Origin of the sequence: Solibacillus palustris (assembly GCF_022549215.1) — a bacterium.
Lineage (GTDB): Bacteria > Bacillota > Bacilli > Bacillales_A > Planococcaceae > Solibacillus > Solibacillus daqui.
Genome location: NZ_JAKZFC010000001.1, coordinates 1,231,873 through 1,255,894 on the forward strand (window position 1 = coordinate 1,231,873; position 24,022 = coordinate 1,255,894).

The following is a 24,022-nucleotide window of genomic DNA, read 5'->3' on the forward strand; positions in this document are numbered from 1 at the left end:
ATGTAAATATATTGTTAAATTATAAGGGATTAAATGTTAAGATAGATTTTTGAGTGGATAAGAAACTATTTTTAAATAGAAATCCTCTTTAGAACAATATCATTTCGCGCTGCGCTAGTTTGCGACACATGTGTTTTTCTATTGATAATTACATTTGGTGGTGAATTCAATGCTCACGATTTTTGGTGGGATTGGTCTGTTTTTACTTGGTATGACCATGCTAACAAACGGACTGAAAGAAATTGCTGGAGACGCATTAAAAAAATGGCTGAACAGGTTTACGAAAGGTCGTATTAGTGCGGTTGTTTCCGGAGCTGTTATGACGATGCTTGTACAATCTTCAACAGCAACAACATTACTTACAATCGGCTTTGTGAGTGCAGGTTTGCTTACATTTATACAATCGATTGGGGTCATTATTGGTGCGAACATCGGTAGTACGAGTACGGGTTGGATTATTTCATTAATTGGCTTCAAAATTAGTTTACAAACGATGGCGTTACCGATTATTGGTGTTGGGGTATTTATGTCTCTGATTGCGCCGAATGATATTAAAAAATTCGGTAATGTGTTTGCAGGATTCGGTTTACTATTTTTGGGGATTGATATGTTACAGCAAGGAATGGGCTCGGCACAGGATTTAATCGCGTTCGACAAAATTCCGGCTGACTCTATTATTTCGATTTTTCTATTAATAGTTATTGGCATTGTGATGACTGTGATTATGCAAGCTTCAAGTGCTGCAATGGCAGCTACTTTAGCAGCATTATTTACAGGGGCCATTGATTTTGAACAGGCCGCGTACTTAGTCATTGGGCAAAATATTGGGACGACAGCCACGGCATTATTTGCGGCAATTGGTGCATCGGTTGCAGCAAAGCGTACAGCGATAACCCATTTAATGTTTAATGTAATTACAGCAATTATTGTTACGGCCATATTCTCTTACTTTGTCTCAGCAACAAAATGGATTACGGTTGCGATTTCTGGTAGTTTTGATGAAACTATAGGATTAGCGATTTTCCACACATTATTTAGTGTACTAGGGGCGCTTATTTTCATTCCATTAATGCAGCCGTTTTCCAATTTACTAATGAAAATGGTGCCAGAACGTGAAAATGCATTGACGCGTAATTTAGATGACAGCTTAGTGGAAATGCCTACTGTAGCGATTGATGTGTCATTTAAAACGATGCGTGACATTATGATGGAATTAACGAAGGCACAACAGCTTTTATTACAGTCGAAAAAAGTGACCGTAGAATACGAAAAGAAAATGCTAGAAGTAGAAGAGGCCCTTATCATTACACGCAAATTTTTAGATGGTATTTTAGTAAATTCTTCGCGTGACCGTACAAAGCTGATTTCAATATTACATACACTCGATCATTTACATCGTTTAATAAAAGTATTGCGCGAACAACAAAAGGTAGAGGCGCTTTATTTACAAGAAAAACTCATGCAAGATTGGCAGGAGTTATTGGAGACGATTGGTGACCGTCTGACTGAGGACGAAAAAATGCTCGACATATCGATTATTTTAGAGCATACATCGCAAGAAATGGCACAGCAGCGTCGCAATAAGCGCGAACAATATTTTGAACGCTCCGTATCAAATGAAACACAGCTTGATTTAGCGGTTTCAAAGGTAGATGCACTATTATGGATTGACCGTTTAATCTACCATTATTGGCGTGCAACGGCGCGTATGGCAGAATACCAAACGATTAATGAAGACTAAAAAATGGTGCTGTCTAAAAAGTCAAAACTTTTTAGACAGATGCCTCCTCATGTATTAATTATCCGCTTGAGGCGGTGCTTCTGCGGTGGTCGTAAGAAAAGAACGAATGCTAAACCCGTCACGTCCTGTGACTACACATTCATGACCAGCATCTTGCTGGCCTCCATCCTCGGCGCAAAGGGTCTACCCCAGAATTACTTCTCGGGCAGACCCTTTTTTATTATTTTTGATATTTTTTTTCTAGCTTCATGCCGACGATACGGATGACAATACCGATTAAAATAAAAATCCAACCAAGGCCGATAAAAATATAGTTTAACGTTTGATTTGAATTTGGAATGACATCAAATAACCCTAAACAAACGACGATGATACCAGAAAATGATATTAAAAGGCCAGCTGTTACAATACTCACGTTCTTTCACCTCTAGCGAAAATTTTATCATGAATCGTGCATATATTACAACGGACATAAATAAAGTCATAGAGGTGTCACATAATATTGTAACTATTATTGAATATTTTGAAACTTTTTACAATATTTTACGTATTAATTAGAAATAACCTATAAAAAGGGGGATGCACCATGAAAAAATGGGCAAGTTTAATAAGTGCGTCGGCAGTAGCGCTAAGTTTATTTACAGCGGGGACAGTGGCAAATGCCAATACTGCTATAACTTCAAAAGAAGATCGCCAACAAATTTATGTAGCAATTAAGGATGAACAGGTTACAAAGGAAATGCTGATTAAGAAACTAAAATCAGTATTACCTGAGATGTTCGGTTCATATAGCAATAGCGATTTCACTATGTCGACAATGAGCCATCACTATTCGGATGATTTAACAACTCGTTATGAATTATCGTTTACGAAAACCGTTAATAAAAAGACACAATCAGGAAGTATTACGTTTAAAGAAGGGGATTTAGAAATTGAATCTCTTTCTATTTCACCAATTATTACAAAGGACTCGTTATTTCCTGGGAAAATAACAGAGCAAGAAGCGCAAAAGATTGCAACGGATTTAGTCAAGAAAGTAACGGGGAACACTAATTTTATTACAGCAAGCAAAGTTCCTAGCTATTATTCAACACGCTTAATTACAGAGCCAATTTCATATACGTATTCATTTACGAAAACCGAAAATAACATTCCGATTCAAGATCAAGGATTGTATGTAAGTGTGCTTGGGGACGGAACAATTCAGCATTTTATGCAATATTCACAGACGCCTAAACGTTTAGCATTTGAAGAAACGAATAATATCCTTGCTAAAAGTGAAGCAATTGCCAAAATGAAAGATTCGCTAAAATTATCGCTCCAATATTCGTATAATTATAATTTATACAATTCGAAACCTACAGTAAGCTTAGTGTATGCTCCAAAGGCAGATTATACGGGCATTCATGCGAAATCAGGAAAGTGGCATACTTATACTGGTGAGATAGAGCAGTTCCAAGCAAAAGCACTTTCACAAATAGTGGAAAAGCCATTACAGGCAGCAAAACCAATTACGCTTGAGGAAGCGAAACAAGTCGTCAAAAAGCTTGCAGAAACAAAAGCGAATGGTGAGGAATTTGAAATCGATTCCGCTTATGAGCATGAAAGTGAAGGGACAAGCATTATTAGTATTTCATATTCATACCGTACGAAAAACTCTTCGTATGGTACGTCGATTGAATTCAATAAAAACACTGGAGAGCTTTTAAATTACTATGATATGTCAGATTCAGTACCATATATAGACGCACCTGAAGATAAAACGCCACGACTTGAAGAAGATAAAGTGCTGGCGATTGCAACGGATTATGTGAAACAATTTGCACCAGCCTCGGTTCATGAATATGCGAAGCCGATTTATAAAACAGATTACAATGAGGAAAATAAAATGCATACGGTTTCATTCCCACGTATGAAAAATGGAATTGTTGTAATGGGGGATAGTATTTCAGTTTCCATTAACAACAAAGGCGAACTTAAATCTTATTACCGAAATAATTTAACAATTGATGAGTGGCCAGCTATTGATTCCGTAATTTCACAAGAAGAAGCTCAGAAGAAGTTTGATGCGGTGCTAGATGCTAAGCTTGTATACCAGCCGGTTTACGATAAACCAGGAAATTACGAACTTCTTTATATCCCAACAATTGGTGATGACTTTGTTTACCAAATGAATGCGTCGACAGGTGAATTTATGAATCTTTTCGGTATGGAAAAGAAGGAGCAAATTACACATCCAACTGCTGAAAAAGAGCTGAATTATTTAATTCAAGCAGGTGCAATTGAAGTGAAAGACGCAAAAACCTTTAATGCAGATAAGACCATTTCACAAGGTGAGGCTTTAAAAACAATTATAAAATCGATTAGTTATTTCTATGACGACTATTGGTATAATTATGGTCGAAATGAAACGAATACAATCGACTTCGTATCAAAGGACAATCCGTACTATTCTACAGTGGAATCCGCTTACCGAATGGGGATTATAAGGGATGAAGATAAGCTAGCGATTGACCAAAAGGTAACGAAAGAGCAGCTAGCAGTGTGGTTTGTCCGTGCATTAGGTCTAGAACAAGCCGCGAAAAATTCAGGTCTTTATAAGTTAGATGTGAAAGACTTGAATGAAATTACAGCAGCAAACATTGGTTATGTATCATTATCAAATGCGTTAAAGCTTCAGCCAATAACAGAAAATAAATTCCAGCCAAAAAAGGAAATTTCATATGCGGAATTAGCCGTTTCGATTATTGATTTAGCCTATGCTATTGCAGAAAAACAGAATACAGGCTATTAATTTACTTTAGCAGAGGTTCAACCCCCGACTAAAGCAAGTTACTGCCCCCGGCGGATGTCACAGATTTTTAAAGGAGTTTTTTGAAGGCTCGAAAAAAAAACTGGAAGAGAGTAAGCCGAGGCAAAATTGATATAAAATTCACCTCACTATGCATTCTGTGTAGTGAGGTGTCCTTGTTCGTGGAGCGGAAATGAGAACTGTTTTGAAGAACAGCATCGAAGCTCTTTCATTTCAGTATAAACGAAATGTGTTTTTATAATATTTGTTCTTATATAGTCACATAATTAAGAATGTATGTTCTAATTTTCTTGAATCGTAGTGGTTTATGAATATGATTTTATGTTAAAATAAGAAAAAGCACGAAATCCTAAAAAAAGAAGCGAAAAATTTTAGGAAACGATGTAATATAATTAAAGTAATTAATCAATGATGGAAGTTGGGAAAAACATGCAAAAAAATAAATATCGCATTCATAGTAATGCATTATTTGAAATTGCGCAAAGTCGTGCATTTACCGAAAAGGATAATATCGAAGAGCGCTTCGATGAAGATGGTAAAATTAAATTAGTAAGTGACCGTGCTGGTGCGGATCTTACATTATCATTAGTAAAAACGGAAGATGGCCTTGCTTACCTAGTAAAATGGGATGATTCTGAGGAAATATATAAAGGCTGGAACATGGCTTGGGAAGAATTCGTTTGGTGCTTAGGTGTGGTAAATAAGCCGATCGAGGAAGCTGCCAAAAAAGCGGCTGAAGAAGCAGCAGCTCGTCGTGCAGAAGAAGCGGCATTAGCTGCAGAAAACGCAGAAGCTGATGAAGTAACTGAAGATGATGCAGTTGAAGAAATTGTAGCTGTTGTAGCTGAAGAATTAGAGAAATAATATACGGAAAACCGTCTGAAGCAGTGTGTTGCTTAGACGGTTTTTTGTTTGTTTTGGACATATTATAAAGCGGTAATTTTATGGATATACATAGGAAAGGTAGGGGGACTCCGTAGAAAATAGCGAGATGCGTGAGGAAAGCCTTCTCAAAATCGAAAGCAAATGTAAATAGCAAAGGGTCTGCCCAAGAAGTAATTCTGAGGTAGACCCTTTGCGCCGAGGATGGTGGCCAGCACGATGCTGGTCAAGAATGCATTGTCACAGGACGTAACGTTTTTATTAGCATTCGTTCTTTTCTTACGACCACCGCAGAAGCACCGCCTCAAGCGGATAATTAATACATGAGGAGGCATCTGTCTAAAAAGTTTTGACTTTTTAGACAGCCCCTTCTTTGGTTTATAGGAAAGTATAAATTTTTCAATGTGAGCCATAGGAGAAATGAGATGTCTTATGCTTGTTTATTTGGCCCAACAAGCGCAAATCGTTCCCACTTACGACTACGCCAGCGGAAAATGACTAAAATTGCACGAATCCATTCATCACAAGAAATCGCAAGCCATACACCGACTAAGCCTAAATCTAGGACAAATACAAATAAGTAACCTAGTGTTAGTCCGATACAAATCATCGAGATAATACCGATACGCACAGGGTAGGTCGCATCTCCAGCAGCACGTAGCGAGTTGATGATTGTAATATTAATGGTACGACCGGTTTCTAAGAAAATACTAAATAATAAGACGCTAGCACCGATTTGAATAATATCATCATTGTCAGTAAACACGCGCATAAGGGGTTCTCGGAATGTCGTAACGAGTGCCACCATCACAAGTGTAAAAACAAGTGCTGATTTTACACTAAACCATACTGTTTTGTAGGCTAAGTCTTTTTCACCTGCGCCAACATAACGCCCGATTAATATAGCCGTACCAGAACCAATTGCCATCGCAAATAAATATGTAAACATAGATATATTCGCCGCGTATTGACGTGCTGATAATGCTTCAGCACCTACATACGTTACATAGTAAAGTAATACAATTTGGCTTGTTTGGTACAGTACTTGCTCCAGTGCAGATGGAATGCCGATTTTTAAGATTTTTGAAATGTAATCTTTCGACATACGGTAATAGTCGGCAAATTGAATGCGTACTTCAAGTGCCTGATAAAGTAACCAGAAAAATACCACTGCAGCTACAATGCGACTAATGACTGAAGAAATGGCTGCCCCTTCAACACCAAGCTCCGGCGCACCAAATTTCCCGAAAATTAAAATGTAGTTCAGAATAACGTGAAGTACGTTCATTCCAAGTGATACATACATCGTTTGCTTCGTCCAACCTTGCACGCGAATGATAGAAGACAGCGATGTAATTAGTGCCTGCACAAAAATAAAGCCCCCAACAATTGCTAAATAGCTTTGCGAAGCTTCAAGGACAGCTCCTTGTAAATTCATCATTCGCATAATCGCATCAGAGAATAATAGAAAAACGCCACTTAAAACTAAACCAGTAATGAAGTTTAATGTCACCGATAGCGCGGAGATTTTCGAGGCATCTTCTAGTAAGCGAGAGCCTAAATATTGCGAGACAACGATCGAAGCTCCTGTACCAATAACACCTAATAACAGAATCGCAATTTGGATAAATTGGTTAGCTGTCCCGACACCAGCAACGGCATTGTCAGATACGGCACTTAACATGAACGTGTCTGCAAGCCCCATTAGCATAAATAAAAATAGCTCTAAAAATAAAGGCCATGTAAGTCTAAATAAGCTTAATTCCTTTGTTGTGTTTGCCAAATTACTTCACTCTTTCATTAATTTACTCTGTAGTTTTTTTGAGTTTGCTTAAAAACGTCTCTAAAAAACTGTAATATCCGCAGGGGTATTAGCCCCACTGAATAAAGGTATGCTTGGCATCCATCTTCCATTTATAGAGATGTAGAAATTTTGTACTTATCGCTTTGCTTATGGTAAAAAAAAAGAATTTGCAAAAGCAAGTTGAAAACAAATCGTATCTTACCATAAATAGGGATTTGAAGATAGTACGAAATTCGAAATAACAGCATTTTTAAATAAAATAATACAAATTTGATTATTTTATACTGGATAAAAATAATTATCAGAAATTTGTAATGTTTAAATGACAAAATTTCACCATTTGATACTGAATTGTAATTTCCGTATCATCAATTTGTCATATTACTGAAATATAAAGTAGGTATGCTAATACAAGTTGAATCAAAAAGATTTTTCACGAAAATTATTTTGGAGGGAAATATTCAAGTATGATCAAGAAGTTATTAGCAATTACCGTGGCAATCGCCGCAAGCGCATTTATTTTTGCAAGCCCGTCTTTTGCAGCATCACATACAGTTCAATCAGGTGAGACTTTATTTTCAATTGCTCCCAAATATAACGTAACAGCAACAGAATTAAAAAAGGAAAATAAACTAAAAACAAATAATCTTTTAAAAAATCAAGTTCTTCAAATACCAAAGAAAACTGAAAAAGTATCAGCAACACACCCATCAAATGTAAAGAAAACATTTAAAATGACGGCTACAGCATATACAGCAAATTGTAAAGGCTGTTCAGGTATTACGACAACAGGATTAAACTTACGTAAAAATCCAGAACTAAAAGTAATCGCGGTCGATCCAAAAATCATTCCACTTGGTTCGAAAGTGTGGGTTGAAGGCTATGGTATTGCAGTTGCAGGTGATACAGGCGGCTCAATTAAAGGAAACAAAATCGATATTTTCGTAAAAAGTAAATCAAAAGCCAATAACTGGGGACGTAAAACAGTGACAGTTAAGCTGTTAAAATCATAAATTAAAGGTCATGCAAATGCTGCATGACCTTTTTTATGTGTATTTTTGAATTGTACAATATTGTGAGGCTTTCGTACTACTTTAATCGATAATTACTTGTCACAATAACGTAAAGTATAGATTCGTTTCTGTGTAAGCTGTTGAAAATTAAGTCCTCATTTATAAGCTTTTACTACGTTTTGAATAAGAGGAGTTCCGGTTTCTACTAAAGACTGATTATCATAGTTAAGTCCCCAATAATAAATAGTTCCCAGTAAAGTTTGGATAATTACTTGGAAAAATTGTTTTTTTGAATCAATTTTTTTTAATGATCCATCCTTATTCCCATCCTCTATAATTTCTAAAATAATTTTAAAAAGTTTTCGATCTTCGCTTGTAAAAAATGTATGCTTTTGGTCAATAATCGCTGCAGAATATATAACCCTCATTAATTCCTTTCCCATCTCTTTTTCAATGCTTGCATATACGGATAAACAAAATGCTTCTAAACGATCAATTGCCAAATGGTGTTCTAATCTAATTTGAGAATATATATTTACATAGCTTTCATCCATTTCCATAAAGCGCATCATAAAAATACTAGACTTCGATGGGAAGTGTTGATAAAAGGAACCTTTAGAAGTCTTACTTTCTTTGACAATACGATCAACAGAAATTTTATCATAGCCATACTTTTCAAAAAGGGCTAGTGCAACAGTCATTATATGTTGTTGTTTCTGAATCCCGCTCTCAGTTTTGTTATCGGTAGTGTACATATTATCTCCTTTAAGTGTTTATTTCGTTAAAATATAAATTGACTTACTATAATTACCATTATATCATTAGACTACAGTCTGGTCTATGGAGGGGATGAGAATTATGAAAAAGCTTAGAAAGCCTGAAGAGTTATCTATACTTTTTGAAGACTCTATGCGTTTACTTGTTGGGGGCTTTGGTATTTCCGGCACACCACTAACAGTTTTAGACGCCCTTGCTAAATTTGAAGCAGGTAACTATGAAGTTGTTAGTAATAACCTTGGGGACAATGGAAAAGGATTACACAAAGTTTTTATGGCTGGGAAAATTGACAAAGCTATTGGATCTTTTTTCACTATTAATAAAGAAGCTATAGAAGCATGGTCAAAGGGAGAATTAGAAATTGAGCTTTTACCTCAAGGTACTTTAGCAGAAGCAATTCGTTGTGGAGGCGCTGGCATTGGTGGTTTTTATACCCCAACAGCATTAGGTACTAAATTGGCCGAAGGAAAAGAAGTACGTGAAATTGACGGTGTCCGCTATTTATTTGAAAAAGCAATCAAAGGGGACATCGCATTAATAAAAGCGGATAAGGCGGATAAAGCAGGAAATCTAGTTTACCATTCAACAGCACGTAACTTTAATCCAATGATGGCAACAGCAGCTAAAATTGTTATTGCTGAAGTTGATGAAATTGTTGAAATTGGCGAATTTAGCCCTGAAGAAATTGTAACTCCACATATTTATGTAGATTATATAGTGGAAAGTAAATATGTAAAGCAAGGAGGGAGTTACATTGAAACTAGATAATAGAGAACTAATTGCTAAAAAAATAGCTGAAGAATTACAAGATGGAGAGGTTGTGAATTTAGGGGTAGGAATTCCAACTCTCGTAGCAAAATATATCGAAAATCATAATGTTTATTTGCAAACTGAAAATGGTTTAATTGGGATGGGACCACCGCCAGCCGAAGAGAACATTGATATTGATCTAATTGATGCTGGTAAAACACCAGTAACAATTACACCTGAAGCGTCATTTTTTGATAGCGCATTTTCTTTTGGAATGATCCGTGGAGGACATGTAGATGTAGCAGTTTTAGGAACGTTAGAAGTAGATTGTTATGGGGAGATTGCCAACTGGGCTGTGCCAAATCAACCAATTTTAGGAGTTGGTGGAGCAATGGATTTAGTTGCAGGTGCAAAAAAAGTCATCGTTGCTAGTACCTTGTTTACAAAAGACGGTTCACCAAAATTAGTAAAAAAACTGACATTAGACTCCAGTGGAGAAAGAAAAGTTGATCAATTTGTAACAGAATATGCAAATTTCATGTTTCAAGATGGCGAAGTGATTGTAAAAGATATTTACGGATCACTCAGCTTTGAAGAACTTGAAGAAAAAATTGGTTTTCCTTTAAAGTTTAAAATAACTAAATAATTTGGGGAGGATTAGCTATGTGGAGTTTAATTACAATCGTTATCTCATTAATACTACTAATTGTATTAGCGCTTCGTGGTTATAGTATCATTATTATTGCTCCAGTTGTCAGTTTGTTTGTAATGGTAACAAATGGTTTCTCGATATTAGAAACATTTCAAGAAACTTATATGTCTGGATTTATAAATTATGTGAAAAATTACTTCCTCATATTCTTATTTGCCGCAATATTCGGTAAATTGATGGATGATAGTGGTGCTGCTCGTCAAATTGCTAACTTACTATTAAAAATTGTCGGTAAAGATAGCAAATATAAAGTACTAGTTTCAGTCATGATTATTTGTGCATTTTTAACGTATGGTGGCGTTAGTCTATTCGTAGTTATTTTTGCAGTATTACCGATTGCTAAGCCCCTATTTAAGGAATTGGAAATTCCTTGGCATTTGTTTATGGCTCCATTCTTTACTGGGATAGGAACATTTACAATGACGATGTTACCGGGCACACCATCTGTTCAAAACATCATTCCGACTAAATATTTAGGTACAACTGTAACAGCTGCTCCATTATTAGGGATTATCGCAGCGGTATTCGTTATTGCGATTAACTTATGGTATATGAAGTTTGCGTTAAAACGCTCTGAAGCAAGAGGCGAAACATATTCTGGTATGAAAAACCCTGATAACGATGAAAAAGGAAGCATTAAAGATATTTATGCAGGACGTAAATTACCGAATCAGATTATTAGTTTAATCCCACCAATTGCTTTATTAGTCACTTTAAATTTATTTGAAGTTCCAATTATCTATACATTAATGGGAGTTGTTGTATTAACTACAATTTTATTCTGGAAAAATATCGAAGTCAAAAAGGAAACAATTAATAATGGTACAACTTCAGCCATATTACCAATTATTAATACAAGTGCAGATGTTGGTTACGGTTCAGTAATTGCAATTACAGCAGGCTTCACATTATTTAATGATGCTATGGCAGATATTCCAGGAAGCCCATTAATTTCACTATTTATTGCGACTACTGCATTAGCTGGTATCACTGGTTCATCAAGTGGTGGTTTAGGGATTGCGATGGAAGCGCTCTCCCAAACATATTTAAACCTAGGATTAAATCCAGAAGCTATGCACCGAGTAGCTGCGGTCGCTTCTGGAGGATTAGATTCATTACCACATAATGGTGCAGTAATTACGATTTTAGTTGCTTCTAAATTAACTCATAAGGAAGCATATAAGCATATTTTTGCAGTATCAGTAATTGCACCACTACTTGCTGCGATTCCAATGTTAATTGCTGCAGTTTTATTATACTAATTTTTGGGAGGGATAAGCATGGTGGAAAATGTAGGAGTTATCGGTTCTGGAACAATGGGGTTCGGAATTGCGTTTCAATTCATTACAAACGGTACGCAAGTTACTATTCAAGACATTCGTAGTGAAGCGTTTGAACTTGCTAAAGAAAAGTTAAAGACTTACTTAACCATCTTCCGTGAAGAGGGCGTTTTATTTACTGATACTGAAGAAGTAATTATAGATCGCTTAAAATTTACTACAAAAATTGAAGATTTAAAGCATTGCGATTTAATAATTGAATCAGCGACTGAAAATTTAGAACTGAAACAGAAGATTTTCAAGCAACTGGATGAAGTTTGTGATGCAAAAACAATTTTAGCGTCAAATACATCTAGTTTAAGATTATCGGAAATTACTAGAGATATTAGTGAATCAAGAAAGCAACGTGTTCTTTTAACTCACTTTTTTAATCCTGCTCATATTGTACCTTTAGTTGAATTATTAAAAGCACCTGAAACATCACAAGAAGTATATAACGAAGTAGATACTTTTATGAAAAAAGTAGGTAAGGTGACGATTGAAGTTAAAAAAGAAGTACCAGGTTTAGTTGCAAACCGTATTCAAACAGCACTTGCAAGAGAAGCTCTTGCGTTACTTGAAGATGGAATTGTATCGGAGCACGATTTAGAAAATGCAATTTTTGCTGGTCCAGGTTTTAGATTTTCAACTAGTGGATTATTAAAAATAATGGACTTTGGGGGTTTAGATGTTTGGAACATCGTTTTAGATCAGTTACAACCTGTTCTAGAATCTAATATCCGTTCATTTGAAATTTTAAAAGACAAAGTACAAGCTAATAAATTCGGAGTTAAAACGTCTCAGGGGTTCTTTGAATATCCAGGTAAAAGCTTGGATAGTTATGTAGTCGAAAGAGATCGTTCGTTAGTTCAGCAATTAAAAGTTTTCAATAAAATATTAAATACGAAGGAGCATGAGCATGCGTAATGTTTTAATTACAGGTGCAGCAGGTGGTTTAGGTCAAGCCATGGTAAAAAAATTCATAGATGAAGGGGATTATGTTTTCGCTGCTGATTTGGCTATCGATGAATTAAATAAAGTGGTAGAAGCATTTCCTGGAAAAGTAACTGCTGTTGAACTTGATGTAACAAGTGCCCAATCAGTACAAAATGTAATCGATTCCATTTGTAAGGAACAAGAGTTACATGTCGTTGTTAATAATGCCGGTTTACAACACAGAGATAAGATTGAAGACTTCCCAGAAGAAAAGTGGGATTTATTGCAAAATGTAATGTTAAAGGGTCCATTTTTAATTACTAAATACGTATTCCCATATATGAAAAAACAAAATTACGGAAGAATTGTAAATATTTCTTCTGTGCATGGTGAGATGGCTACACCTGAAAAAGTAGCTTATGTTGCTGCTAAGCATGGGGTTATTGGGTTAACGCGCGTTGCAGCACTTGAAGGAGCTGCCTATGGTATTACGGTTAATGCAGTATTACCAGGACCTGTAAAAACACCATTACTCCAAAAGCAATTAAATGATTTAGCACAAAATAAAGGTATGTCTGAAGCAGAAGCATTAAGTGAAATTGTTTATCCTAAGCAAGCAATGGAACGCTTTATCACAGCAGAAGAAATTGCGGATGGAGTTTATTTTATTTCTTCAAAACATGCAACAGGTATTACGGGTGAAATGTTAAATGTCTCGGGTGGAATGTAAAGGAGGAATATTATGACAGCATATATTATTAGTGGTAGTCGAACTGCATTTGGTACATTTGGTGGCTCATTAGCGAATACAACGGATATAGATTTAGGTGTAGTTGCAACAACAGAAGCAATTAAACGCTCGAAAATAGCTACAGAAGATATAGGTGAAATTGTCTTCGGTAATATTATTCAAACAAATGAGTCTTCGGCATATTTAGCGAGACATATCGGCTTAAAGAGTGGATTAGCTCACGAAAGCTCAGCATTAACTGTTAATCGTTTATGTGGATCTGGTCTACAGGCTATTGTAACAGTTGCTAAAGAAATTAGTTTAGGAACATACGATGTTGGTGTGGCTGGGGGTACTGAAAATATGAGTCAAGCGCCCCATGTTTTACAGGGTACTCGCTTTGGGTCTCCTAATAAGTCACCAAACGTAGTCGATATGCTCTGGTCTACTTTACATGATACTGTAGCTGGTTGTGGCATGGGGATGACAGCTGAAAATTTGGCTGACAAATACTCAATTTCAAGAGAAGAACAGGATCAATTTGCACATGAATCACATAAACGAGCAGCAATAGCTCAGAATTCGGGTAGATTTGAAGAAGAAATTGTGCCAGTAATAGTTAAAAAGGGCAAGAAAAGTCTAGAGTTTAAAGAAGACGAACATATTCGAGCAGAAATCTCCGTTGAAAAATTAGCTACTTTAAAGCCAGCATTTAAAAATGATGGTACAGTTACTGCTGGTAATGCGAGTGGAATCAATGATGGTGCAGCAGCAGTTGTCATAGTTTCAGAAGCGTATTTACAACAGCATCAGTTAAAACCATTAGCAAAAATTGTAGCATCTGCAACTGCAGGTGTTGATCCAACAATTATGGGAATTGGTCCAGTTCCAGCAATTCAAAAGCTATTAAAGCAAACAAATTTAACAACGGATGACATCGGGTTGTTTGAATTAAATGAGGCGTTTGCTGCACAATCTTTAGCAGTTATAAATGAGTTAGGGTTAAACAGAGAAATTGTAAATGTAAATGGTGGTGCAGTAGCTTTAGGTCATCCAGTAGGAGCAAGTGGTGCTAGAATCGCATACTCACTATCATTAGAGATGCAAAAACGAGGTGTAAAATATGGTGTCGCTAGTCTTTGCATTGGCGGTGGCCAGGGGATTGCAGTACTTTTAGAAAATCCTTCAGTCTAAAAATATGTGTTTCTCAACTAATTCCCTAATATAATATACAAATTGTCAATTATAAAAAACCGTGCATTTTTCTATGAACCCCAAAATAAATAATGTACGGTTATAATAATTAAAGATAGTGCTTAGTCTAGTACGCAAAATCCCCAGTCTAAGCGCTAATTTAATATTATAACACACGTGTTGATTAACCAAAATCATCCAGTATTTATTTGATTTAACTCATATTAAAACGCGAGGATTTCTTTGAGTCCAATACGCCATTCAATCGACAAGGCTGTTGCACGTAACTTACATTTCATATGGAATCTCTCTTTTGTTTGTTTTTATAGGAAATAAATGGTTAATAAACAGACGTGATTGAATTTTGAAATATTCAAATACCTATCACGGAAACTTATGATTTTAGAAATTAATATTTCAATAAAAGCATAGACACAAAATGTTGATCAAACTTTTGTTTGGGAACGTTATTTTGTTCACTCGTGCAAGACTATAAAAAATTTAAACTTCATTAAGGTTGGACAATTATGTGAATTGAAGAAGGTTCTTCTGAAATAATATCACCTTCAAATTCCCCAATATTCTCAATTATAAGTCGATTTTCAATATGTATAGGTGGTTGATTAATAAATAGTTCTATTAAATGAACATCTCTGAAATTTTTTTCAAACCTAGTACAAACAGGTTGTTCAATAAAATATTCTTTATTAAATATTTTTAAGCTTATAAAATTGTGATGTATTGCTTGCGTATCTAACTGGGTAATATTATTTGGGTCGAAGCCTACTAATTTAATGGCACCTGAAATAGTTAGCTTTATGCCTTCTGATGTATTAAAGTGTTCGAATGCTTTTAACTTATTTTTTTTAGCATTGCGTATTATTTGAAAAACTTCTTCTGAATTATTAGGTACATTTACTTCAATAGGCATGTAGTTAGGATAGGTATTTTTAAAAAAGTGATACAAGTTTAACTTTGAATTTGTAAATTCTACTTTCCAGTTCTTTGAAATGTCATCTAATAATAGACAAATAAATAAACCCGAATTATAGCAACTACTTCGAATATTTATTTGTAGTAAATTGTTATCCAATAATTGTTCTGCATATTTGCTTATCACATTTTCTTTAATGGAACTAACATCTTTTAACGCTTGATATTCAACATAAAATGCAGTTCCTTCAATTGTTTCAACTGAATTTTCACATTCTACATAATCAGGAAATAGTTCCATCCTTTTAACTCTAAGTGTGATAAATTCGTTTATTTTTTGATGTTTTTCTATTAAATCGGTTGATATAAAAGCTTCGAAAAGTCTTTTTCTTTCTAAAATACGTAGTTGAATATTATTAAAATCAATTGGATAGTTGAATCCTAATATTTCATTTGGATAACGGCTTTCTTCGGATAAGTGTTGAAACACATGAAACGATTCATGTACAAGTAAAGAGTAGATAACCTCAAACGAATCATAAAGTGTAGTATCTACTATAGCTGTTGGCACTTCTTCAAATAGTATACAAGTACAAGCATGAAATTCTTCCGTTTTAGCCAATTTGATATAATGTTCTTCTTTGCATTTAGGATGATTAAATAAAAAGACATCTTTATCGTCGAAAATCGCAAAGGCAACGGGTTTAAATCCGTCCCAATATTTCTCTAATTGTTCAAATGGTAAGCTATTTAAAACTCGCTCTATAATGTTTTGCATAAAATTCACCTTTCAATATTAATATTTGATAAAAACTTACATTATCTTCCGAATAGCACTCCAGATAATTTAATCAAATGCTCTCGTTAAAAAAGATGTAAGATAATTAATTAATATCCCCTAAATAAGTCGTAGCCTTGCCACTGTCAAAATAAGAAATCAAATGCGATCTTAGTGCTTGAGGAAATAATTTGTATTCTAGCAAATCCTTAATCGGTATCCATTCTGCACCTGTTTGCCCCTTGTCTGGATTATTACCATTATCAAATGTATCTTGATAAACATGACACAAAAACATAAATTCCATTTGATGTGCATGAGCATGATAGGCAGCTAATTCATGGTTTTTTCCAATGTATTCTCGCACAAAGATCAATTCTCCAATTTCCACATCGGCACCTATCTCTTCCTGACATTCCCTTTTTAAAGCTTGGTGTAAATTTTCGCCATGTTCTTGACCACCGCCTGGTAATATATAATATGTATTATTATTTTCATGCATTTTTAAAGCTAATATTTTGTCGTTTTTAACGATAACGGCTTTTGCTGAATTTCTTATGATCATTTTCAATTCTCCCCAATTCGATAATTTCAATTGTCTAATAAACTCATCCTCTTAACCTATCTTTTCATCAGAAACGGATCTGATTCCGCGATTCAATAAATACGTGTACTTTTACTTCTTCAACTGTCATTTGTTGGAGAAGTGGAACTCAATCAAACTATTGTTAGCTAACTTGATTTAACTAGCTATATGCTCCAAATATTCTTAAACCCTCACTTAATTATACCTCTTCCACTTAAATTTTACAGAATATTAAAATATTTTGGTAGCATTCCTTTTACAAAGGTAACCGTTACTTTAAATTACTCTAGATATAAGCATGTTAATTAATTTGGCGAGGTAAGGCAGTGAAGGGGGAGTCCCTTTCTCATACACGAAAACAGCTTGTCCAGGAGGATTTAAAACGAAGCAACTAGCAAAAATACAGCTAGAGGAAATGTAAAATCAATTACAGAAAGAGCATGTGCCACAGCAACTAATCGCTTAAGTAGCAAGGTAACTTTAGCGATAGTCGTTTGTTTATTCATGACATCAAAAATTGTTTTACATCAAGGAGGCAAATCCAAGCTTAGCTCACAAATGCAGCGAATGTCTTGAAGGCATTTTAACTGCATTTGTCGCTTTAGTTGGTTTTTGTACAACTTTATTTATTATTATTAAGCGCATGCCATCAGCAAATGATCCGCATGAAAAGAATGAAAGAGCAAGGCTTGTTTGTACTTTAGCGGTATTAGTATAAAAGAAAAAAAGTCAATTTCCAGAGAGTGTTGAATTAGGTTAGGGTATTTTCCATCAAAATGAAGTGCCTAATTTTGCATGACTCATTTCCTCTTAAAGGATGTACGAAAAGGTGTTTTCTGGTGTAAAAAGTTTTATAATAAGGATTTGGATACTGTTGAAAGGAATGTGAATCTTATGTTTACATATGAAACGATTTGCCGTTATTGCCGCAAGCCCTTTTTCTTGCGAGAAGGCACAAAAAAATACCAGCAATATAAAGTGAATCGTCATGCAAATATTTCGTGTGAATCCTGTGAACGGCGCATTGAGGAAGATTCACGCAAATATCTATTTGACCGCGATTAACGTTGCATCATTCTTTTGAGATTCTGCATTTCGCCAATAAGTTCGTCCATTTGGCGCTGCATTTGCTCCGCTTCAAAATTGAACAGATTACTATTAGTTGATTTTGAGCTAGAGGAAGATGTCTCCTCTAATAAACGTAATGTAATGCCAGCAGAAATAGTGGCTAAAATATTTCCTATAGTTATGACAGCGACGCTAGCATACTCAAATTGCGCAGCTAAAACTTCTAGTGATTGCTCATTATTCGCCCGTGATCGTTTACTCAATAAGCTTCCTCCTAGCATTAGGTTTAGCTAGTATATGCAAGGACATAATATAATGAGCCTACAATTTACAATGAAGTGAAGGGGGGATGAACATTGGAAGCGAAAAAACAACAAATTGAATGTCACAACTGTCATGAAATGATGACTATAGATTTTGAAACAGCAACTTTTGCGACAGCAGTTCAAGTTATAAATGGTAAAAAATCTGAAACACGTACATATCTAGAAAAATGCCCAAACTGTGACGCTGTAAATAAAGTAACAAGTGACAACAAAGAGGAGTGGGGGAAACGTAAAGGACCAAATGTAAAATTCTTTATGTATTCAGGGATGTTTGGCTGTATAGCATTTTTGGGCCTAGGTATACTTGTGCTTTATTTCGCATTTAAAGGGCTAGGTTTTGTAATGGACTGGCTAATCAAATAATACAATATTGTGATTGAAAAAAAATTGGTTTCTTTTCAATCTTTTTTTGTGAAATGATAATATGGAAATAATGGCCGTGGTTATTATGCGGGATGAAAAACGCATTAACTGGATTTATTATCAGAAGAAAAAGAGGCGTTCAAGTATCGGCTTCGATTGTAAAGGAACTAATCGATACATGTGACCGAGTGGATTAAGTTGTGCCACATCACATGAATTCGTGCTATAATGAATGATTCGTGGAGGTGTAAACGACAATGAGTAAAAAATGGACAATCCATTCGATTCGTGAATACGTAGAAAAAAATACAGATACGAAATTACTTTCAACAGAATTTAAAGGTTTTTCGCAAAAGCTTGATTTTCAATGTGCTTGTGGCAATACCTTTCAAAAACCGTGGAAGAAATTTAAAGAAAATAAGCAACAAAAATGTGAAGTTTGTCAGCCACCAAAGGAATCACGATAATTACGTGCAAGCATAAGCTTGTGACGTAGAGGTAGTGGTGGTTACATAAAACTAACCAATCAATATATAAAAGGGTCTATCCAGAAAGTGATTTCAGGATAGGCCCTTTGCTATTGGTATAGTGCAATTATTCAATTACCGGTTCAGCGTTTGCCTTTTTGAGTTCAGGGTGAGCCATTTCAATAATGGATGTGCGTAATAATAGAATGACAATCAGCATTAATATTAAACCGCTGACAAGTAAAATGTATTGTGCTGGAACGAAGTCATATAAAAAGCCGTAAGCAAGTGTTCCAATCGGCATCGCACTCATCGCCATCATTTCAACAATTCCAAAAACACGACCACGATATTCCTCATCAATCGTTGTTTGCATCATGACACCAATTGGGGTATTAGTAATGACACCAAGTCCGCCGAAAATAAACATAAGGATAAAATAATAAATGAAATTCATCATGCTTGAAAAATCAAAGAATAAAGGTAAACCAACAAATATAACAAGTAATGCCATTAAAAAGGTAGAGCGTTTTACTAGCATTAATGGAAATTTTACAGTCGAACGAGAAGCGAAATAAATGGATGTGATGAATACACCGATCGCGCCGCCTGCTTCAATGATCCCAATTAATTTCGGATCAATCTGTAATAACGTTAGTAAAATGAAATTATGGCCTACGTTAACGGAAGTGAAAAATAAATTTAACCATAGTGCAGTCCATAAGATAGCTTTAATAACAGGTTTCTTATTGACATAGCGGAATCCAGCTTTAAAGCTTTCGACCATTGTTTCTTTTTGGGCATCAGTCGTTGCTTGTTGTTTTTTATACAATTGGAAATTCATTGTTGATTCTAAAGAAAGTGTCACGATAGAAGCAATGATGAAAATCGTTAAGAAAATTTCCATCGATACGAAGCCGAATAACATACCGCCAAAAATCGGTCCGCCAACACCAGATACTGAAAACGCTAGTTGGTTAAAGCTCATCGCCTTTTGGATTCTTGTTTCATCAACTAAATTGGCAATAGATGCAGAAAAGGCAACACTTGTGAATGTGCTGAAAATGCTATTAAACACTGTAGCGGTATAAATTGCTGCCAATGATAATCCAAACTGTTGTGTATAAAGCAGAAGTGTCGCAACTGTTAAGATGACGCCTGCCTGCCCACCAAGCACCAGTTTTTTTCGAGACATGCGATCCCCTAATATTCCCGCAATTGGTGCCATAATGGTACGTGGCAAATAGCTTAATATAATATTGAACGCAAAGCTTAACGATGAACCTGTCAATGATAAGATGTACATACTAATACCGAAACTATAAACATGTGACCCAAGCGAACCGATCATTTTACTCACTAGAAATGTGTATAAATGGTAGGTCGCTTTTTTGAATTGCTGCTGCTCTGTCATATGAAAAACTCCTTTTGTTTAATCTTATTAAACTTATAATAGTCGATAAATGAAATGGATGCAATACAAAAGTTTAATTTAATTAAAATTATTTTAAGTTTAAATTTAAAATCTCTTACATATTGTTTAATTGTATTAAAATATTCCTTTCGTCATGCGGATTTGTTACACTGTTTGTAGTGAGGTGGCAACGTGATTAAAATTGGTGAAAAAATAAAACTGCTTCGTAAAGAACGCAAAATGACGCTAGCACAAGTAGCAGGGGACAGGCTATCAAAAGGAATGCTTAGTTTAATTGAAAACGGCAAAGCCCAACCGTCAATGGAGAGCTTGCAGCATATTGCAAAGCAGTTGGGCATTGATGTGTCAGAGTTGATGCAGACGAAGGATACGGAGGAGCTAAAAGAGTTTTATTTAAGAGTAGAAGCATTAGCGACAGAATTGAAAAAAATATATGAAGATGAAGAGCATCGAGCAAAATGTGAGGAAATCTATTCGCTAGTCGAGCCCTATATCTTAGAGGACAAGCTAACTGGCAATACATTTGAAGAAATACGCTTAACGGATATGTATCATTTCATGCGTTATTACTTAGAAATGACACGTGATACAACTGGCTTTGAAAGCTGTATTGAGCGCTATAAGCAAATATCTGCCCATTCAAAGGTAGTAAAGCGCTATGGTGACCTCGGAGGCATCGAATTTAATTGGAAAAACTATGAAAACGCTATTAATTGGATGCTACAGGGTGTCGAATACATTGAGCAGTTTGATGGATTTATTGGTGAAATTGAAAAGCTGGATTTATACTATAATTTAACTGTTATCTATGCGGCACATAATAATGAGGTAGAATCTGAAAAATATTTGCAGCTGTCGTTAAAAATTGCGCATGAGAAAAAAATATTATATCGCATAAATGATTTTTATCGCTATTTATTTTTTATGCAGTTGAACAAGAGAGACGGGGAAAAGGCGCAAACGTATTTAGATAAAATTCGTGCGTTTTCAGTTATTTTACAAGATCCGCTAGATTTGGTTATGGAGGACTTATTGCAATTGGCGTATTGGAATCATATTGAAAAAGATTATGAACGAGTCATTTCTATTGAATTTAATTATCGCGATGTTTCTGCCAAAATTCGAACGCAATTGAATCAGTTTTTAGTGGGGGAGCAGGCCTATGCGCATTATCAATTGCAACAAGTAGAAGAAGCATTTGCGCTGTTACCAGATATTATTGGACCTGAACTTTACCATCATCCATTGGACGCAGCGCGCATTTATCGCTCTTTTGCTATTCGTGCACTTTGTTATTTGGCGCAGGGTGATGTAGAAAATGCCAAACGCGACATTTTATACGCGGCAAATGGTGTGAAAGACTACGCCTCGTCGCTTGATAAGACATTTATTGAAGATGCATATACAAAAATTATGAAAAATTAATAACGGTCCATTGCTCAAACTTTTTTGGGTGATGGGCTTTTTTTTATCTGAATTTAATTATCTTTATTTAGCATAAATGTTGAAAAATGTTCGATATAATTCTGAAAAATAATATAAATATGTGGTATATTTGCAACAGAAATTGACGGAACTTGTAAATTATGTGGTGATTTTGTTGGTTTCGTATGAAAAATGAGAATGGAGATAATGTAATGAAATTAAATGTAAAGGCAAAATTACAGTTATCATTTGGGGTAGTGTTAGCATTACTGATGCTTTTTGCCGCAGTAATTTTATACAGCTTAAATGAACATAACAAAACGCTAGAAAGCATTGATCATGATACAAAAATGGGTAATTTATATAATGATGTCGCGTTTCAAACAGTTCGTGCCAACGCAGCAATTCGAGGCTATATGCTTTATAAGGAAGATAATATGCGTGCCAACCATTATGAAATACGCGACACGCTAGCAGATTCGGTTGAACAGCTTAAGAGCATGGGGGCGGATAATGCGAAATTTGCCGAATTCGAACAAAAGCTAGCTGCATGGGAAGGCTCAATTGATAATGAAATTTTACCGTTAATGGATGCCAACAAGATGGCTGAAGCTCAAAAAGTAGCAAAGCCCGTACTTGGTGCTGGTTCTCAAGAGCTTGTAGTATTTGGGAAGTCGATGGCAAATGAAGTAAATGAAGAAATAAATCAACTGATTGCACATTCAAAGGACCAAATGCGTACAACGTTTATTGAAACGGTTGCGCTCGCGCTTATTTCGATTATTGTTAGCATCGCTATTTCGACTATTTTTGCACGTCGAATTGCACTGAATATGCAATCTGTTATGGCGGGTATGAATGAATTTGCACAAGGCAATTTACTAACGAAATTAAAAGTTACGTCCAAGGATGAATTTGGACAACTTGCGAACTCCTTCAATGCAATGGCAGACCGCTTACGTGATACGATGCGTCAAGTAGGGGATTCAGCAGAGCAAGTTGCGGGCACTTCCCAACAATTAACTGCAAGCAGTATGGAAGTGAGTAAGGCAACAGAGGTTGTAACGGAATCCATTCAAGAAATTTCACTTGGAATGGGTGATCAACAACAAATGACAAGTGATTCGAAAGCATTTTCGGACCATATAATGAAAAAGGTGTTTGACATTTCAGAGAGCATTGAGCAAGTAAATAGTGCTTCTGCTTATACGAAGGAAAAAATTACGGCGGGTCGTCAATCGGTACGTAATGTTATTGGGCAAATGGATATTATTAGTGACAATACATCGGAATTAAATGTTCGTGTGAAAGAATTGGATGGCAATACAAGTGCCATTGCCTCAGCCGTGCAAGTGATTAAAAATATTGCAGATCAAACGAATTTATTGGCGCTTAATGCGTCGATTGAAGCAGCACGAGCAGGGGAAGCAGGGAAAGGATTTGCGGTCGTTGCGAGTGAAGTTCGAAAGCTGGCAGATGAATCCAATATTGCGGCAACGGAAATTGAACAAGTGGTACAAAATATTGTGGAAAGTACGCGTATTATTGAAGAGGATATTACGAATAATGATCAATCCGTCGACATTGGGAAGGAAAAAGTAGAAGAAACACGTGAAAACTTCCTGAAAATTGATGCGGCCATTGATCAAGTTGAAGAGGAAACAAAGGCTGTAACGCTAGCAATTAAAGAGGTACTGAACGATGTCGAGAAGCTAGTTGGTGAAATCAATGATATTAATGAGGTAACATTGAATTCTAATGATAGTATTCAAAGTGTTGCAGCAGCTTCCGAGCAGCAAAATGCGGCGATGGAAGAAGTAGCAGCCGCGTCAACTTATTTAGCAGAAATGGCTGTAGAACTTCAAGAATCGATTCAATCGTTTAAATATTAAGCTTAATTATGATTACTGTCTGTTACAAAATGGCCTAAACAAAGTTCATAAAAAAAGACACAAAATGTTGATTTAACAG

Annotated in this window: 22 protein-coding genes; 15 read left to right on the forward strand and 7 right to left on the reverse strand. The window is 35.6% G+C overall.

Features of this window, described 5'->3' with window-relative positions; all coding sequences use genetic code 11:
* Window positions 1-169: 169 nt before the first annotated feature.
* On the forward strand, window positions 170-1,741 hold the full coding sequence (locus LZ480_RS05865; RefSeq protein WP_241368444.1) for a Na/Pi cotransporter family protein: 1,572 nt from the start codon (window positions 170-172) through the stop codon (window positions 1,739-1,741).
* Window positions 1,742-1,961: 220 nt separating this feature from the next.
* On the opposite strand, the gene LZ480_RS05870 is transcribed toward LZ480_RS05865, so the two are convergent.
* Entirely contained in the window at window positions 1,962-2,156 is a 195-nt protein-coding gene (locus LZ480_RS05870; protein ID WP_241368445.1) for a hypothetical protein, read from the reverse strand.
* A 171-nt stretch (window positions 2,157-2,327) separates the two neighbouring features.
* On the opposite strand from LZ480_RS05870, the gene LZ480_RS05875 reads away from it, so the two are divergent.
* Both LZ480_RS05875 and LZ480_RS05880 read left to right on the forward strand, forming a co-directional pair.
* A complete protein-coding gene (locus LZ480_RS05875; RefSeq protein WP_241368446.1) occupies window positions 2,328-4,535 on the forward strand; it encodes a YcdB/YcdC domain-containing protein in 2,208 nt (735 codons plus the stop codon).
* A gap of 447 nt (window positions 4,536-4,982) precedes the next feature.
* Window positions 4,983-5,417: a homoserine dehydrogenase gene (locus LZ480_RS05880; protein ID WP_241368447.1), complete on the forward strand. Its 435-nt coding sequence runs from the start codon at window positions 4,983-4,985 to the stop codon at window positions 5,415-5,417.
* A 448-nt stretch (window positions 5,418-5,865) separates the two neighbouring features.
* On the opposite strand, the gene LZ480_RS05885 is transcribed toward LZ480_RS05880, so the two are convergent.
* A complete protein-coding gene (locus LZ480_RS05885) occupies window positions 5,866-7,218 on the reverse strand; it encodes an MATE family efflux transporter (protein WP_241368448.1) in 1,353 nt (450 codons plus the stop codon).
* A gap of 488 nt (window positions 7,219-7,706) precedes the next feature.
* Here LZ480_RS05885 and LZ480_RS05890 point away from each other — a divergent pair, with 488 nt between their 5' ends.
* Window positions 7,707-8,252 carry a 3D domain-containing protein gene (locus LZ480_RS05890; protein ID WP_241368449.1) on the forward strand — a complete coding sequence of 182 codons (546 nt, stop codon included), beginning with the start codon at window positions 7,707-7,709 and terminating at the stop codon, window positions 8,250-8,252.
* Between the two features lie 155 nt (window positions 8,253-8,407).
* Here the strand turns inward: LZ480_RS05890 and LZ480_RS05895 are convergent, their stop codons facing one another.
* Window positions 8,408-9,007 carry a TetR/AcrR family transcriptional regulator gene (locus tag LZ480_RS05895; protein ID WP_241368450.1) on the reverse strand — a complete coding sequence of 200 codons (600 nt, stop codon included), beginning with the start codon at window positions 9,005-9,007 and terminating at the stop codon, window positions 8,408-8,410.
* Between the two features lie 103 nt (window positions 9,008-9,110).
* On the opposite strand from LZ480_RS05895, the gene LZ480_RS05900 reads away from it, so the two are divergent.
* The 6 genes from LZ480_RS05900 to LZ480_RS05925 are packed head-to-tail and all read left to right on the forward strand — an operon-like array spanning window position 9,111 to window position 14,670.
* Window positions 9,111-9,797: a CoA transferase subunit A gene (locus LZ480_RS05900; protein WP_241368451.1), complete on the forward strand. Its 687-nt coding sequence runs from the start codon at window positions 9,111-9,113 to the stop codon at window positions 9,795-9,797.
* The gene (locus tag LZ480_RS05905; protein WP_241368452.1) at window positions 9,784-10,425 is read left to right on the forward strand and encodes a 3-oxoacid CoA-transferase subunit B; all 642 of its coding nucleotides are present in this window, start codon (window positions 9,784-9,786) and stop codon (window positions 10,423-10,425) included. The genes LZ480_RS05900 and LZ480_RS05905 overlap by 14 nt, the downstream gene beginning before the upstream one ends.
* Before the next feature lie 17 nt (window positions 10,426-10,442).
* Window positions 10,443-11,753 carry a GntP family permease gene (locus tag LZ480_RS05910; RefSeq protein ID WP_241368453.1) on the forward strand — a complete coding sequence of 437 codons (1,311 nt, stop codon included), beginning with the start codon at window positions 10,443-10,445 and terminating at the stop codon, window positions 11,751-11,753.
* 18 nt (window positions 11,754-11,771) lie between these two features.
* The gene (locus tag LZ480_RS05915; protein ID WP_241368454.1) at window positions 11,772-12,737 is read left to right on the forward strand and encodes a 3-hydroxyacyl-CoA dehydrogenase family protein; all 966 of its coding nucleotides are present in this window, start codon (window positions 11,772-11,774) and stop codon (window positions 12,735-12,737) included.
* Window positions 12,730-13,476, forward strand: coding sequence for a 3-hydroxybutyrate dehydrogenase (locus LZ480_RS05920; protein WP_241368455.1), 747 nt, complete (start codon window positions 12,730-12,732; stop codon window positions 13,474-13,476). The genes LZ480_RS05915 and LZ480_RS05920 overlap by 8 nt, the downstream gene beginning before the upstream one ends.
* Before the next feature lie 9 nt (window positions 13,477-13,485).
* Window positions 13,486-14,670, forward strand: a complete 1,185-nt coding sequence (locus LZ480_RS05925) for a thiolase family protein (protein WP_332844021.1) — start codon at window positions 13,486-13,488, stop codon at window positions 14,668-14,670.
* A gap of 511 nt (window positions 14,671-15,181) precedes the next feature.
* Here LZ480_RS05925 and LZ480_RS05930 read toward each other — a convergent pair.
* Window positions 15,182-16,381, reverse strand: coding sequence for a hypothetical protein (locus tag LZ480_RS05930; protein WP_241368457.1), 1,200 nt, complete (start codon window positions 16,379-16,381; stop codon window positions 15,182-15,184).
* A gap of 106 nt (window positions 16,382-16,487) precedes the next feature.
* Window positions 16,488-16,946 (reverse strand): NUDIX domain-containing protein, encoded by a 459-nt coding sequence (locus LZ480_RS05935; protein ID WP_241368458.1) that lies wholly within the window; start codon window positions 16,944-16,946, stop codon window positions 16,488-16,490.
* Window positions 16,947-17,484: 538 nt separating this feature from the next.
* Between LZ480_RS05935 and LZ480_RS05940 the strand changes: the two genes are divergently transcribed.
* Window positions 17,485-17,685: a CagC family type IV secretion system protein gene (locus tag LZ480_RS05940; RefSeq protein WP_241368459.1), complete on the forward strand. Its 201-nt coding sequence runs from the start codon at window positions 17,485-17,487 to the stop codon at window positions 17,683-17,685.
* A 343-nt stretch (window positions 17,686-18,028) separates the two neighbouring features.
* On the opposite strand, the gene LZ480_RS05945 is transcribed toward LZ480_RS05940, so the two are convergent.
* Window positions 18,029-18,298: a hypothetical protein gene (locus LZ480_RS05945; RefSeq protein ID WP_241368460.1), complete on the reverse strand. Its 270-nt coding sequence runs from the start codon at window positions 18,296-18,298 to the stop codon at window positions 18,029-18,031.
* Between the two features lie 93 nt (window positions 18,299-18,391).
* Between LZ480_RS05945 and LZ480_RS05950 the strand changes: the two genes are divergently transcribed.
* Window positions 18,392-18,724: a redox protein gene (locus LZ480_RS05950; RefSeq protein ID WP_241368461.1), complete on the forward strand. Its 333-nt coding sequence runs from the start codon at window positions 18,392-18,394 to the stop codon at window positions 18,722-18,724.
* A gap of 257 nt (window positions 18,725-18,981) precedes the next feature.
* Window positions 18,982-19,191: a hypothetical protein gene (locus LZ480_RS05955; protein WP_241368462.1), complete on the forward strand. Its 210-nt coding sequence runs from the start codon at window positions 18,982-18,984 to the stop codon at window positions 19,189-19,191.
* Between the two features lie 127 nt (window positions 19,192-19,318).
* Here the strand turns inward: LZ480_RS05955 and LZ480_RS05960 are convergent, their stop codons facing one another.
* A complete protein-coding gene (locus LZ480_RS05960; protein ID WP_241368463.1) occupies window positions 19,319-20,605 on the reverse strand; it encodes an MFS transporter in 1,287 nt (428 codons plus the stop codon).
* A gap of 192 nt (window positions 20,606-20,797) precedes the next feature.
* On the opposite strand from LZ480_RS05960, the gene LZ480_RS05965 reads away from it, so the two are divergent.
* The gene (locus LZ480_RS05965; RefSeq protein WP_241368464.1) at window positions 20,798-22,051 is read left to right on the forward strand and encodes a helix-turn-helix domain-containing protein; all 1,254 of its coding nucleotides are present in this window, start codon (window positions 20,798-20,800) and stop codon (window positions 22,049-22,051) included.
* Between the two features lie 212 nt (window positions 22,052-22,263).
* A complete protein-coding gene (locus LZ480_RS05970) occupies window positions 22,264-23,943 on the forward strand; it encodes a methyl-accepting chemotaxis protein (RefSeq protein WP_241368465.1) in 1,680 nt (559 codons plus the stop codon).
* Window positions 23,944-24,022: the final 79 nt, after the last annotated feature.

What these genes read in the sequence shown, in the direction of transcription:
- LZ480_RS05920 (WP_241368455.1), top strand. Translation starts at nt 12,730, where the DNA reads ATGCGTAATGTTTTAATTACAGGTGCAGCAGGTGGTTTAGGTCAAGCC.
- LZ480_RS05880 (WP_241368447.1), top strand. Translation starts at nt 4,983, where the DNA reads ATGCAAAAAAATAAATATCGCATTCATAGTAATGCATTATTTGAAATT.
- LZ480_RS05895 (WP_241368450.1), bottom strand. Translation starts at nt 9,007, where the DNA reads ATGTACACTACCGATAACAAAACTGAGAGCGGGATTCAGAAACAACAA.
- LZ480_RS05875 (WP_241368446.1), top strand. Translation starts at nt 2,328, where the DNA reads ATGAAAAAATGGGCAAGTTTAATAAGTGCGTCGGCAGTAGCGCTAAGT.
- LZ480_RS05915 (WP_241368454.1), top strand. Translation starts at nt 11,772, where the DNA reads ATGGTGGAAAATGTAGGAGTTATCGGTTCTGGAACAATGGGGTTCGGA.
- LZ480_RS05970 (WP_241368465.1), top strand. Translation starts at nt 22,264, where the DNA reads ATGAAATTAAATGTAAAGGCAAAATTACAGTTATCATTTGGGGTAGTG.
- LZ480_RS05930 (WP_241368457.1), bottom strand. Translation starts at nt 16,381, where the DNA reads ATGCAAAACATTATAGAGCGAGTTTTAAATAGCTTACCATTTGAACAA.
- LZ480_RS05960 (WP_241368463.1), bottom strand. Translation starts at nt 20,605, where the DNA reads ATGACAGAGCAGCAGCAATTCAAAAAAGCGACCTACCATTTATACACA.
- LZ480_RS05890 (WP_241368449.1), top strand. Translation starts at nt 7,707, where the DNA reads ATGATCAAGAAGTTATTAGCAATTACCGTGGCAATCGCCGCAAGCGCA.
- LZ480_RS05900 (WP_241368451.1), top strand. Translation starts at nt 9,111, where the DNA reads ATGAAAAAGCTTAGAAAGCCTGAAGAGTTATCTATACTTTTTGAAGAC.
- LZ480_RS05955 (WP_241368462.1), top strand. Translation starts at nt 18,982, where the DNA reads ATGAGTAAAAAATGGACAATCCATTCGATTCGTGAATACGTAGAAAAA.
- LZ480_RS05910 (WP_241368453.1), top strand. Translation starts at nt 10,443, where the DNA reads ATGTGGAGTTTAATTACAATCGTTATCTCATTAATACTACTAATTGTA.
- LZ480_RS05935 (WP_241368458.1), bottom strand. Translation starts at nt 16,946, where the DNA reads ATGATCATAAGAAATTCAGCAAAAGCCGTTATCGTTAAAAACGACAAA.
- LZ480_RS05865 (WP_241368444.1), top strand. Translation starts at nt 170, where the DNA reads ATGCTCACGATTTTTGGTGGGATTGGTCTGTTTTTACTTGGTATGACC.